The following is a 13,253-nucleotide window of genomic DNA, read 5'->3' on the forward strand; positions in this document are numbered from 1 at the left end:
AGTTAGATGATTTCGGTACCGGTAATGCCTCGCTCGATTTATTACTTAGCCAACAATTCGACACAGTAAAAATTGATAAATCATTTACCCTTGATGCCCCTACTAAACAACAAACAGGCGCCGTTATACGAGCAATAACCAAATTGTCTAGAGAGCTTAACTTTACAATCGTTTTAGAAGGGATCGAACAGGATATTCACCACGATCTGGCAGCTAAATATCAAATAGAATTAGGACAAGGCTACTATTACGCTAAACCTATGCAATACGAAACCGCATTTGAGTGGGTTGTAGACAAAAAGATGCAGGTCAAAACTCGCTCGTTTGAAGTCAGTGCTTAATACCTGATACTATCCATCGCTCATTACCTATATTAGTCACTTCAACAAAGGTCTTCATGAGCGGTATATTTCCTAAGATATTGATAGCAATAACTTTACTGTTAGCTTTAGCCGGTGTCGGACAAATAGCGTTCTTTTGGCTAATTGTTTCAGATATGGATTCAATGGAAACACCCTATTTCTGTGAAAAAAACGGTATTGAGTATCAATGCAGTCGAGAAGAGTACAACGCCATTTATTATAAAAACTAAAGCTACCCGAACTACCTCCGCATCTCGATGGGAACACGCATTACCAAGCAAGTTGATTCGAATCAATAAAGACAATCATATAGTTGATATAATCAACCAAATTTTGCTTCTACTGCAAAAGCGTCCAGTCAACCTAAGTGACTGATAAAGCCTTATCGGTCATCTATTGAGAGCATCCATTTGAAAAAATCCCAACCAATACTGGGGAAATCCGGTACGTTATTTTTCCTCGTAATCATCAGCGCTTTCCCCCCGCTGACGATTGACTTGTATTTGCCTGCTTTGCCGCAAATGGTAAACGTATTTAACACCGACCAATCGATGGTCAACCTTACGCTCAGTAGCTATTTCGTCACTTATGCGGTTGGCTTGTTATTCTGGGGCCCGTTGAGTGAAAAATTTGGTCGTAAACCTATCTTGTTTGTTGGGATCAGCGGGTACATCATTGCCAGTATTTTGTGTGCAATGGCTGGCAGCATAGAACAGCTGATCGGCGCACGCATTATCCAAGCCTTTGCCGGTAGTGCTGTCACCGTAGTCGCTACTGCTATCGTTAAAGATCTGTTTGATGGTCGTGAGCGCGAAAAGATCATGGCGACCATTATGTCACTGGTCATTATTGCCCCTATGGTCGCTCCTGTTCTTGGCGCATTCTTGTTGAAGATCGCTTCATGGCGAATGATGTTTGTTACACTGGCAGTATTTGGTGCCTTCGCCTCTGTACTCGCTTTCTGTTATAAAGAGACGCTTGAAGCTAAGTACAGCGGTTCTATCCTACGCTCGTGGGGAAGACTTGGTGTCGTAATGAAGAACCCTAGATTCGTTGCACTGCTGGTGATTTTCTCAATAACACCAATAGCAATGATGGGATTTCTAGCAGCCGGCTCATATATCTATATCAATGGTTTTGGGCTTACCGAACAACAATTTAGCTACGCATTCTCATTCAATGCGTTGTGCGCTTCATTCGGCCCAACGATTTATATGAAGCTATCACGCTTTATTCCAGTCCAGAAGATCATCACCCTGTGCTTTTTCCTTCTCGCAACTGCAGGCGTATTAACAGTAACTATCGGCCATACATCGCCGTTGGTATTTGCACTAATCGCAGCACCAGCAACCTTAATGGTTATCACAATGCGTGTACCTGGCACGAACTTGATGCTTGACCAGCAAGACAGCGACACGGGCTCGGCTGTCGCATTAATTCAGTTTTGCGGTATGATTTGCGGATCGATAGGCATGGTGTTGGTGTCCATCCGTCCCGACTCGCTGATTGAAAACCTTGGCATCCTTCAGTTTGTCGTGGGTCTCACCGGCGGTGTGCTTTGGTTACTGGCCAGAAACCGCCCATTTGTAACCGACAAGCTCATTAAGCAAAGCTAACTGTAGCTTCTCAATATCCACTAAATCAAATGATGGGGATAGTACTCCCCTTCATTGGTTTAGAGCGACTCTAAATACGCGACAATATCTTGTTTACCCTCTTCTCTAGCTTTCGTGAGCGGAGTATTGCCATCATGGCCTTTGATCGTGACATCACCGCCGTTTTCAACCAGTAACTTCAATGCTGGTAGATTGTTACCCCATACTGCATCATGCAGCGGTGTATAACCATTACGTGGACCAACGGCATTCACATCATAACCAGCATCAATCAGCAGTTGTACGATTTGCACATTGTCTTGAAACATCGCTGCATGCAATGCCGTTCCACCATATGAGTCTCGTTCGTCAGGATTCGGGTTGAGTTTAAGCAGCTCAATAACCTGTGCCTCATCGCCATGATAGGCCGCCAGATGAATGGTATCGTTGCACAATGCGCCATATGATACTGTCAGCGCAATAACTGCGGTAGCTAGCGTTGCCAGAAGCTTTTTCTTCATCACCTTTGTCTCAAATCCTCTTGTGAATTAATCGGGCGCAAGATTGCGCCCGCTGTTTGATACTGATAACCGATCGATTCTCAATTAAACGAGGGTTACCCCTTTAAATTTAACTTATTACGCAGTGATCAAGTTCATTGTCTTATCTGTTGACTGCCACTGCTTTCTCATCAAATACCATGCACTTAACCCTGCCAGGGTATTTGCTATAGCCGCAGCAATAATAATACTTTGAATATTGCCAAACAGACTCCCCAAGTAAATCGCAGGTATAAACAGCACAAACAAACGGATAAAGGAGACAACCAATGCCCGCTTGGCTAAATCTAGCGCATTGAATGCCGACACCATCACCATACATAATCCCAAAGGCCCGTAGCTGAGCGGTAGTAATACAAGAACAAAATGCAGATCCCTATCCAGCCCTAACCCTCCACCGATTACCTCTACCAGATATGCCGAAGACAGCATGACAAAAAGTGCAATTACCGTATGTATTAGCAATATTAATTTGGTCGCCGCTTTAATGATCTGTTGGATATCGCCAAACTGCTGGTTACCTAAATAGCTACCAACAATTGGGGGGATCGACATGGTTAATGACAATGAGAGTACCAGCAACAAACCTTCCATCTTCATTGCTATTCCCCAGACAGCGATAGCCTGAGGCCCAACACGGGCAATCAGGTACATAGATACCAAGGCGCTGATTGCTGGTAAAAACTGATTCGCCGTTGTCGCAATGGCATTTGAGGTCAGCACTCGGAGATCTTCAAATACACTTTTTTGAAGAATCTGTAGAGTAAACCACCCTTTCGCTACCGGTTTAAACAGCATATATGCAGTACAAAGCGCAAACGCCAAGCAACTTGCCAATGCCGCACCGGCAATGCCCATATCAAGCACAAAGATAAAAATAGGGTCAAACACCAAGTTAAGTATGCTAGATGCAATCAATAGCTTACCTGGGGTACTGGAATCCTGGTTCGCGCGATATACCGAAGAAACAAAATAGAACACCGCTCCAGCCAAGGTACTCATCAGCCAAACGCCCCAATAAGCACTGAACTGGTGTTGTATCCCGGCCATTTGTACTGAATCGACTTTATCATCGATAAAAAGAGTAAACAGTGCCTTTTCAAAGAACCATAGAGATAGCACCAGCAGTGAAATAACCAGTGTGCCAAGCAGTAAACCCAAGGTCGCGAACCTATTGGCCTTTGGTTGATTCTTCTCACCGACATAGCGTGAAATAAGACATGTTGCCGCAACACCGATGCCGACCTGAATGGAAATGATGACAGATGAAAACGGTAGCGTTAAGCCCTGGGCGTTTAGTGCATTGACGCCCAACATACCAATAAATACTGTATCCACCAGCTGCACTGCCATAATAGCGAGCACTCCCATGGTTAATGGGAGTGTGCGCTGTATAATCAGTTTTATTTCATTTGAGATAAGCATAAGTTGCTACCGTTAAAGTCCTACCTTCATCGTGTGCTGCCATAAACTATAGGCGCTTGGATTAATAAAAATAAGATGCGATTTGCCTAATGAATTATTAGCTAGAAACTAATAATAAAAGAACACCTCCCACCCTTGGGTGGAAGGCTTGTTATTAGACGAATCAACTCAAGCACGCTGGATATATCAAACCTGCAAATGCTTAACAGTGGGATCGGATATTGGGTAATCCGTTAGGCCTTTAGCTCCGCCACCGTAATACGTAGAACGGTCATTCGAGTTAAGCGCTAGGTTCTCTTTGAAGCGATATACCAAATCAGGGTTGGAGATGTAGTACTCACCAAACGCAATCAAGTCGGCATAACCTAGGTCTAGCATGTCCTGGGCAGATTCCTTGGTATGGCGACCGGCAATAATAATTGGGTTTTTCCACACTTCACGTACTTGGCGACGGAATGATGACGGAACAGGACGCCAAGTCGCCACATTCTCGGAAAAATGCACATAAGCAAGATCGTGATGAGACAATTGCTGTATTGCTTTCAGTGCCAGTGACGGCATTTCAGGGTCTACGTCAGGATCGTCGATAACGAGGTACGGTGATAAACGGAAACCTACTTTCTCGGCACCAATGGCCTGTGCTACCGCTTCTACGGTTTCCACCAAGAAACGTACTCGGTTTTCCTTGCTGCCACCATATTCATCGGTGCGTTTATTGGCACTTTGTAGCATGAACTGTTCGAACAAATAGGTATTGGCTGAATGTATCTCAACCCCATCAAAGCCGGCTTCCATTGCGTTCTTTGCTGCCTGAACAAAGTCGTTTTGCGTACTGGTAATATCTTCTTTGGTCATTGCCCGTGGAGTTTCTTGATCCACAAAACCATAGCCACCCTCAGCAAGGGGGCCAAATCCTTTATTGATTCCTTTTACCGCTGAAGGTGCAATTGGCTGCTCTCCGCCGGTAATACTTGGGTGAGAGACCCGGCCAACATGCCACAGCTGAATAAAGATCTTTCCGCCTTCGGCATGAACGGCACTGGTAACCTTTTTCCATCCATCAATTTGTTCTTGATTATAGATACCCGGTGTAAATGCATAACCCCGGCCAACCTTTGAAATCGGAGCGCCTTCTGTGATGATAAGGCCAGCTGTTGCGCGCTGCTGATAGTATTTTACGATGTCATCATTCAAAGCACCGTCAATAGATGCACGAGAGCGTGTCATTGGTGCCATTACCATACGGTTTGCCAGTTCCGTATTTCCCAGTGTGTAATTTGAAAAAAGCATTTCGCCTCCGAATGCGATTGGAATAGGCACAGATTAGGCGAAAGTATCAGTCACAAAAATAGCAATTATGTCATTTCACTATGTACTTTTTAGTTAACAATAACGGGTGTTTCAGCACAACGCTGCTTGAGTTTATCGACAAATAATCTCGCCCCGAAGCTTAAATCCCGATTCGGGTAAACCGCGTACATGGCGGGTTCATCAGGAAAACGCATATCAGGTAATAATTGAACCAATTCACCTCGTTCAATTTCACCACTGAGGTTCTGATCTGTGACAACGGTGTAATACATTCCTGCCAATGCGCTTTGAATCAAAGACTCAGGTGAACTTGATTTGTAGAAGGGATTCATTGAAACCGATTGAATCCTATCTTCTGCGTCGTAGTATTGAATCTTATCTCTCACAACGCCTAGCCTGGCATAGCAAGCAGATGGTAAGGCGACTAACTGTTCGATAGTTTCAGGCATGCCATGGCGCTGGATGAAATCCGGGCTGGCAAGAATAACGAGATTGGTTGAGCGGAGCTTTTGGCCAATTAGCGAGGTGTCTTGGGGCTTCCATATCCGAATAGCCATATCGAAGTCTTCTTTTATGATATCGACACGCCTGTCATCATAGTCGACCTCAAATCGAATATTCGGGTATTCAGCCTGGATCTCTTTGATCGTCGGCAGAATAAAATTTCGGCTTAGGTGAGAAGCACAAGTCAGGCGGACTAAGCCAGTCTCAGCAGTACTGTAGTTTTGAGCGAAATTATTCATCTTGTCTTCTAGCTCTTTGAGAACAAGCGCCTGCTGATATATCACCTCTCCTGCTTCAGTCAGAGAAAGTGCGCGCGTGGTACGTTTGAGCAACACAACGCCCAACTTATCCTCCAGCGATTTTATGTTGCGTGATAACAATGACGGCAGCATATCCCGATGTTTTGCCGCCTCGGCAAAGCTCTCAAACTTCACGACATCGACAAAGGCCATCAGTTGTTTGTTTAATTCAATCGCCACGGCTACACCTTACTTTCACATGAATCTAAGCTCGATTATGCACTATTTGGTACACAGTTAGACATAGTATGTCTGCGATACTATGATCATATAGGCAATGCCAATCCCCCCTATAAGGATATTTTCGCCCTCAAACCAAATACCACAGCACTATCTTCGCTAGAGAAAGCGGGATCTTTGATAAATTGAATATCCGGGGTGATTTGCAGATGTTTGCCAAATTGCATGTTGTAGAACACCTCTGCAGTGATCTGCTCATCCCCGCCAAAGGCTTTTTCATTAGTTTCAGACCAGTTGACCGCAGCGCCCAAGGTATTTTCTGGCTTGCCTAATCCAAAGTAGCCAAAACCGACGCTCAATGATTTATCGTATAGCGCAACATCACCTTCAGAAATTCCACCTCTGACAAACGGCATAAGGCTATCTGTTGCAAACCAACTGGCTGACACATTAACCCCTCGTCCACCTTCGCCTGTTGCATTGCTATGACGGGTATTTTCACCGAAATCCCAAAACGTGACATGCACGTTATCTGTGAAGATATGCTCTTGAGATGCCGTCCAGCCCAGTTCGATACTGGTAAAATACTCACTTTCATCAAACGCCGTATTGAATCCATCCAAGATGTCATCGGATTTACCGTTGGCATCGGCAATACCACCAACCACATAAAAATTGTCGGTAAGCATGTGCCCCGCTGACAACGCCAACACGCCATCATCGGGTAACCCCATCGCACCAGCTCCTGTTGAAAAAGCAAGATTACTGAATCCCGTCCAGGGGCTGGCCAAAGCGTAGGTATCGACATAGTCAGTCACATCCTGCCAGCCTGCAATCACACTTGTTCTGCCACCATTGAGCTTTTGTTTCCAGTGCAAATTCGTAACACGAAAGCCTTGGTCACTAAACGGTGTACCTATCATGCCAACGTAGCCTATACCTTCAGACCCGCCAGTGACATCATCAATAAACGCATAATTTTTCGGTGAGCTATCAGTAAAGGCATGACGGTGTTCAACCTTCCATACCAAACCGCCTTTGTCTTTCTCTCCTTTATTGATTAAATCCCATGAACCATAAAAGCGTGCTGCCCCTGATGCGCGATTGACATTATTACCCTTGGAACCATCCGGCGAGCTAACACCAAAAACGGTGTAATCAGCACCCAACGTAACTCCCTGTTCGGCTGCTTTCTCCCGCCAATTCGGTTGCGGTTTACCCTTTGTGTGATCAGGTTTGGTTTGCTCAGGCTTAGGTAGCGTATTCTCAACAGAATTAGGGCCACCAAAGTCAGCGGCAATAATCGATTGGCTTGCCAAAGCAAATAACAAACCTACCCCTTTAGCAGTGGTATGAATTTTCATATTTCAGGCACTCATTTAAGACTTAGCAGAACGAAGCTAGAGAAAAAATTTTGAGGGAGGCTGTACCCAAGCAAAGTTGTGCTGCTTGGGTACAAATCGCAATGTGAAATAAGGCTGAAAAACCTTACAGGGTATTTTTGAAGATCTTGCCGTCTTTCATAATCAGGTCCATTTCTGTTAGGTGCGAGCCATCCGGCATCGCATCATTTTCGAACCATTGCTCGCGGCCACCAATAAGTGAAATATCTTCTAGTGGGTTACCATCAATTAGCAGCAAGTCAGCATAAGCACCTTCTTCAATCACCCCGATCTTGGCGTCTGAATATGGGTTGATCCAATCTTCCATCAACTCAGCAGGAATTCGCCCACCAGTGGATGTCATAGCACGTAGTGCATTAAAGTTGCCGAAGAACTTGGCGTTGAGATAAATCTCATGGGCAATTTGTTTGGCACAGATATCTGCCGTTCCGACGCAATCGGTATTGAATGCACGGTAATCGGGATCAAGCTTCTGCACATTTTCCACATATTCTTCAAATGCCGCTTGGGCACTTTCCAACTTGGCTTGGATCATCGGGTCTTGGACGACGGGTACATTAGCCAAATCAGGTGAGAAGGCCGTCAGGTTGGTAACCAGAAATGCACCTTGCTCCTTGTAGAGTTTGTGTTGCTCTTCATTGAAGGTAAAGCCATGTTCGATAGTCTTCACGCCATTGGTCAATGCAGATTTAATGGCTTTATCCGAATAGGCATGTGTGGCGACATATGAACCGTAGCTTGTAGCTATATCAACGGCCGCTTTTAGTTCATCGTCGGTAAATGAAGTGTACTGCCACGGGTCAAACTTGGATGAAACGCCGCCGGACTGAAATACCTTGGTAAATTGTGCCCCTTGGCGGTAGTTATACCGGGCCTGCATTTTGATATCTTCCGCGCCATTAGAATTGGACATGATATTCAAGATTTCCAAGTTCTGTGGCGAATCACTTAAACGGCGAGACTGCAAGCCTACATCTGCATGGCTTCCGATTGGCGCAATGGGTGCGCCAGACGCATAGATCCTTGGCACTTCAGCCAAGCGGCCATCGCGTTCCATATCTGTCCATGAACCATCAGCCCCACCGACGTCACGAATAGTGCCAAAACCCAAATCCAAATACATTTCAGCAAATGACTGAGCGTGAATAGCAATTTCATTCCAGCGCATGTCATCAGTACCCAGTAATCCTTTCGGCAAGGCGAGATGCATATGGGATTCAACCAGTGCTGGCATCAGCGTTCGTCCTTCGCCATCAATGACCTTGGCATTCTCTGGAGCTTTGAACTTGCCTTGCTGAATCGTCGAGATTTTATTGCCTGTCACCACAACGCTGAAATTATTATGCAGCTTGTTTTCGGTACCATTAAAGATATTCACATTGTGAAAAACGATGGTTTGTTCCGCCGTTTTACTCTCAGTCGCGTTATTAGGTGATGCGTTACTAGCTGAAGCTTCATTGGATATGGGCGCAGCGACAGCAAAAGAAGAAGCCATTGCGATAGACAAAGCAATTAATGATTTTCGAAAAGCAGTGTTTTTATACATAACTCAGTCTCTTTTTTTCAAACCTGGGGAAGAAATCTCCGCCAAGCTTAATCGCAAGACTGATTGCATTTTGATCAATTCGCGCCAAACATTTTTGTACTTACCGGATAAAAAAACAGGCCAAGGCTTTTGCCTTAGCCTGTTTAATTAATTTGCCAACTGACTGAGTGGCGTTACATCGTTATCGCCCACAAGTTATAGAAGCTGACCCGCCCTACCAATTCACCCACGATGACCAACCCGCAAGCAGATAGCAACAAAGGCGGTGCCGATTTTTGTTTCATCAAGGCAAAGAATGCCAAGGCGCCACCAATGAGCAATGTCACTGCTTGAGTAACCCACAAGGCGCTTTGCTCAGCGGCCAAAATTGGCTCTACCCCCGTAACGAAAGTAATGTAATCAAATCGCAATGCCAGAGTGACGAACACCGCAGCAATAGATACTGCGGCACCATGACGGAAAGCCCCTAACACAGCGGCCAACGCGCCACCGGTAATAAAGACTGACGCAAGCATTTGAATGGTGGTATGGGGTGTATTCCATGCCGCCACGGTGCTCAACTGGTAAACCTTCGGAATGGTTGCAACAAAGGCAATGGCAAAGATCACAGTGACCCAACGCAATGCCTTTCTTTGGGCTGCCGTTCCCTTATTGAACAATCCAGCCAAGCCAACCAAGATCCCAAAGCCTGCAAAAGCCCCTCCCAATAAGATTTCATTGCTCATAGGTGAGCGACCAACGCCAGCCAACAAATTAAAGGCACGTATCGGCACACCTAGGTGGAACATACCCACCAGCATCCCTACAGAAAGCAAAGCCATCGACACCAAAATACCAACCGACAACCTTCGCTCATCCATGCCGTTAGCAGGCTGACTCAAGATCAAAATCAAATAAGCGCCAGCGGCCGCTTGGGCCAATACGGTGAAAAACACCAAAGGTAATTCATGCATAACTACACCTCCGCCCTGTTTTGTATTGAACCTGCCTTATCGCCACTTGGTCTTGATTTCGAATGAGGGTGAATAACCAAATTAGGTTTGGTCATAGCCGCATTCGGAAGAGGGGCAATTTCGTTAAGCTGGCCGTATTTTTCCCTCAGCTCAGCGATTGGCCCAAACTCTATCGCCCGTTGCGGACAAGCCTCTACACAAACCGGTGATTTGCCCTGTTCAAGCAAATCGTAACAACCATCGCATTTGCTCATCACTTTCTTTTCGGCATCAAACTGAGGAGCACCATAAGGACACCGCATTTCACAATACCGGCACCCAACACACTGGTCTTGGTCGACAACGACCAACCCATCTTGCTCACGTTTGGCCATGGCACCTGTTGGGCAACCTTGGGCACAGGCCGGCTCATCACAGTGATTGCAGGCAATCGACACGTAATAGCTGTACACATCCTGCTGCCACAAACCCTCTTTTTGCACCCAGGAACCTCCACCGTATTCGTAAACACGACGAAGCTTAGGGCCAACATCCAAGTCTTTTTTGTCTTTGCAACTTACCGAACACGTTTTGCACCCAGTACATTTTGCAGAGTTAATATAAAATCCATATTGCGCCATTTCTCACCCCCTAAGCCTTTCGGATTTCCACTAAGTTAGAATGCTGCGGATTACCTTTTGCCAAAGGAGAAGGCCGCTGTGTCGTCAGTGTATTGATACACCCTCCGACATCGATTCCTTGCTTGTTGGGTTGGTACCATGCCCCTTGTGGAACAGCGACAACCCCCGGAATGATCCTTGCCGTCACTTTCACGGGCATATGGATTTGGCCGCGATCATTGAACACCATTATGCGATCACCCTGGATCAGGCCCCGTGACTCGGCATCAACGGGGTTCATCCACACTTCATCACGAACTGCTTCGCGCAACTGCGGCACATTATGGTAGGTAGAATGGGTTCTACCCTTGGTATGGAAACCAATCATCTGCAATGGATATTGCTTCATACGCTCAGGCTCACCAAGGCCTTCGAAGCTCTCACAATACTCGGCAACGGCTGTTATCTTGTCGCCCTCTGGCAAATCCCACGTATCTGCAATGTTTGCCAAGCGCTCTGAGTACATCTCAATTTTGCCTGATGGTGTTTTTAGAGGGTTGGCTTCGGGATTTTCCCTGAACGCTTTAAGTGCGATATGATCTTCGCTTCTTGCCAATTTACGGTCGATAATCCCCATACCATCCGTTTTGGCAAACTCAGGTAGGTGCGGATTATTCTTGCGCAGCCCCTGGTAACAATGGGCTATCCACTCTTGGTATGTCCGACCTTCGGTAAAGGCATCATAAGTCCCCATTTTCTTGGCAATGTCAGCCAACACATCATAGGTCGGGCGGTTATCCCAAAGCGGTTCGATAGCTGGCTGCAAGCGGGTGACATAATGGTAAGCCCCTGTCGCGTAGGAGTTATCAATTAAATCACTGGTTTCCAGCGTGGTAACATCAGGCAACAAGATATCGGCGTAGCGCGCCGATGGTGTCATATGGTGATCCCACACCATAATGAATTCACACATGGATTCATCTTGCAGGATCTCGTGGGTTTTATTGAGATCCGAATGCTGGTTCATAGTGGTATTACTGGCAAAGTGCCAGAGAAACTTGATGTTTGTTTCCAGCTTGTCTTTGTTGCGGATAAAACTATTTTCAGCGGTCATTTCTGTCCCGCGGGTAATAGCGTCGGTCCAAAGGAAGCAAGGGATAGATGTCTTGACCGGATTTGCCGTGGCAAAACCAGGCACAGCATATTTCACACTGCTGCCCCAGTTACCGGTATTGGTACCCAATTTGCCAAATTGTTTAGTCATTACCGGCAGCATCATAATTGCTCGGGCAGACTGCTCACCGTTGGCAGTGCGTTGCAGCCCCCACCCTTGTGAAATCCAAGCCGCTTTGGCACCTGACATCTCCCTTGCCAGTTGCTTTATCCTGACTGGGGAAATGCCGCAAATTTGGCTCGCCCATTCAGGTGTTTTCTCGATGCCATCAGGGCCTTTGCCTAGGATGTAGTCTTTATAAGAGGCATTTTCTGGCGCTGACTCAGGCAAGGTGCTGGCATCCCAACCTACCGTGTAGCGGTTAATGAACTCATCATCTGCCAAGCCTTCAGCTATCAAGGTATGGCCCAGAGCTGCGACCAACGCCGCATCAGTACCTGGCTTGATCGGTATCCACTCAGCATCAAAAGCAATACTGCTATCCGACATTCTTGGGTCAATGATAATGACTTTTGCATTGCTGCGTTTCAGGGCTTCGAAGGCTTCTGTTATCTGGCCGCCCCCTGACATCCGGGTTTCTGCCAAGTTTTGGCAAAACATCACCACTAAATCTGAGTGGGCGATGTTAGAAATCAGGCTGCCCTGACCACTGCCGTACACAAAAGGTTCTACCGTAGCAATTTGTGCTGTTGAATAAGTGCCATGCTGATCTAAAAAGCCGCCAATGGTATTCAAAAAGCGCTTGTTGGCATTTCGGCCAAGTAGATTCGCCCCAGTAGAGCCGGAGCCATACTGGTAGTAAATAGCTTCATTACCATACTCTTCGATGGTGTACTTGAGCTTGTCGGCAATAATGGTGGTCGCTTCATCCCAACTAATACGCTGGAATTTACCTTCACCACGTTTACCAACCCGCTTCATCGGATACTTCAAACGATCCGGGCTATACGTTTTCCATTTAACTGAACGCCCTCGCAGGCAAGGACGGATCTGATGCTGCCCCCAAACTCCGTCATCAATGCCGCTCTCGGTGGAAATTTGGGTCACGACACCGTCTTGGGTATGGACTTTCAAAGGACAACGACTGCCACAGTTCACCAAACAGGCGCTGTATGAAATTTTTTCTGCTGTGTCGCTAACAGATGTTTGTGCTTGTGCTGATTGAGAGAAAGGAAGTGGGACAGTTGCAGCAATAGCTGCCATTCCCCCAGCCTTGGCCGAATGCCCAAGGAACTGCCGACGAGACAGCCCCTTCATGAAGGCATTAAATTTATGACTATCCATTGCCACCGCCTTAATTATATTAATTGTTGTAACCAAATAATTTGGATTTATATTCAGA

11 protein-coding genes are annotated in these 13,253 nt (G+C 46.2%); 2 read left to right on the top strand and 9 right to left on the bottom strand.

The genetic code is table 11. From position 1 onward, the window contains the following. Together BIZ37_RS26360 and BIZ37_RS26365 are read left to right on the top strand one after the other, a co-directional pair. Positions 1 to 341: EAL domain-containing protein (locus tag BIZ37_RS26360; protein ID WP_187464051.1), on the top strand; the 341-nt coding region annotated here is incomplete at its 5' end. A 431-nt stretch (positions 342 to 772) separates the two neighbouring features. Further along, positions 773 to 1,978 (top strand): multidrug effflux MFS transporter, encoded by a 1,206-nt coding sequence (locus BIZ37_RS26365; RefSeq protein WP_187464052.1) that lies wholly within the window; start codon positions 773 to 775, stop codon positions 1,976 to 1,978. 59 nt (positions 1,979 to 2,037) lie between these two features. Here BIZ37_RS26365 and BIZ37_RS26370 read toward each other — a convergent pair whose 3' ends face one another. From BIZ37_RS26370 to BIZ37_RS26410, 9 genes are all read right to left on the bottom strand, one after another. Beyond that, positions 2,038 to 2,478: an ankyrin repeat domain-containing protein gene (locus tag BIZ37_RS26370; RefSeq protein ID WP_187464053.1), complete on the bottom strand. Its 441-nt coding sequence runs from the start codon at positions 2,476 to 2,478 to the stop codon at positions 2,038 to 2,040. A gap of 117 nt (positions 2,479 to 2,595) precedes the next feature. Next, positions 2,596 to 3,942 carry an MATE family efflux transporter gene (locus BIZ37_RS26375; protein ID WP_370577808.1) on the bottom strand — a complete coding sequence of 449 codons (1,347 nt, stop codon included), beginning with the start codon at positions 3,940 to 3,942 and terminating at the stop codon, positions 2,596 to 2,598. A 186-nt stretch (positions 3,943 to 4,128) separates the two neighbouring features. Next, entirely contained in the window at positions 4,129 to 5,232 is a 1,104-nt protein-coding gene (locus tag BIZ37_RS26380) for an alkene reductase (protein WP_187464055.1), read from the bottom strand. Positions 5,233 to 5,321: 89 nt separating this feature from the next. After that, positions 5,322 to 6,236 (bottom strand): LysR family transcriptional regulator, encoded by a 915-nt coding sequence (locus BIZ37_RS26385; RefSeq protein WP_187464056.1) that lies wholly within the window; start codon positions 6,234 to 6,236, stop codon positions 5,322 to 5,324. 110 nt (positions 6,237 to 6,346) lie between these two features. Continuing rightward, positions 6,347 to 7,600: a carbohydrate porin gene (locus BIZ37_RS26390; protein ID WP_187464057.1), complete on the bottom strand. Its 1,254-nt coding sequence runs from the start codon at positions 7,598 to 7,600 to the stop codon at positions 6,347 to 6,349. Positions 7,601 to 7,724: 124 nt separating this feature from the next. Continuing rightward, positions 7,725 to 9,185 (bottom strand): amidohydrolase family protein, encoded by a 1,461-nt coding sequence (locus tag BIZ37_RS26395; RefSeq protein WP_187464058.1) that lies wholly within the window; start codon positions 9,183 to 9,185, stop codon positions 7,725 to 7,727. A gap of 173 nt (positions 9,186 to 9,358) precedes the next feature. Further along, positions 9,359 to 10,138, bottom strand: a complete 780-nt coding sequence (locus tag BIZ37_RS26400; RefSeq protein ID WP_187464059.1) for a DmsC/YnfH family molybdoenzyme membrane anchor subunit — start codon at positions 10,136 to 10,138, stop codon at positions 9,359 to 9,361. A 2-nt stretch (positions 10,139 to 10,140) separates the two neighbouring features. Further along, complete coding sequence (locus BIZ37_RS26405; RefSeq protein ID WP_187464060.1) at positions 10,141 to 10,758, bottom strand: DMSO/selenate family reductase complex B subunit; 618 nt, start codon at positions 10,756 to 10,758, stop codon at positions 10,141 to 10,143. A 10-nt stretch (positions 10,759 to 10,768) separates the two neighbouring features. Then, positions 10,769 to 13,195, bottom strand: a complete 2,427-nt coding sequence (locus tag BIZ37_RS26410; RefSeq protein WP_187464061.1) for a DMSO/selenate family reductase complex A subunit — start codon at positions 13,193 to 13,195, stop codon at positions 10,769 to 10,771. Positions 13,196 to 13,253: the final 58 nt, after the last annotated feature.

Origin of the sequence: Photobacterium sp. BZF1 (genome assembly GCF_014349205.1) — a bacterium.
Lineage (GTDB): Bacteria > Pseudomonadota > Gammaproteobacteria > Enterobacterales > Vibrionaceae > Photobacterium.

Coding starts and splice junctions, on each gene's coding strand:
- BIZ37_RS26370 (WP_187464053.1), bottom strand. CDS start 2,478: ATGAAGAAAAAGCTTCTGGCAACGCTAGCTACCGCAGTTATTGCGCTG.
- BIZ37_RS26375 (WP_370577808.1), bottom strand. CDS start 3,942: ATGCTTATCTCAAATGAAATAAAACTGATTATACAGCGCACACTCCCA.
- BIZ37_RS26380 (WP_187464055.1), bottom strand. CDS start 5,232: ATGCTTTTTTCAAATTACACACTGGGAAATACGGAACTGGCAAACCGT.
- BIZ37_RS26390 (WP_187464057.1), bottom strand. CDS start 7,600: ATGAAAATTCATACCACTGCTAAAGGGGTAGGTTTGTTATTTGCTTTG.
- BIZ37_RS26395 (WP_187464058.1), bottom strand. CDS start 9,185: ATGTATAAAAACACTGCTTTTCGAAAATCATTAATTGCTTTGTCTATC.
- BIZ37_RS26400 (WP_187464059.1), bottom strand. CDS start 10,138: ATGCATGAATTACCTTTGGTGTTTTTCACCGTATTGGCCCAAGCGGCC.
- BIZ37_RS26405 (WP_187464060.1), bottom strand. CDS start 10,758: ATGGCGCAATATGGATTTTATATTAACTCTGCAAAATGTACTGGGTGC.
- BIZ37_RS26410 (WP_187464061.1), bottom strand. CDS start 13,195: ATGGATAGTCATAAATTTAATGCCTTCATGAAGGGGCTGTCTCGTCGG.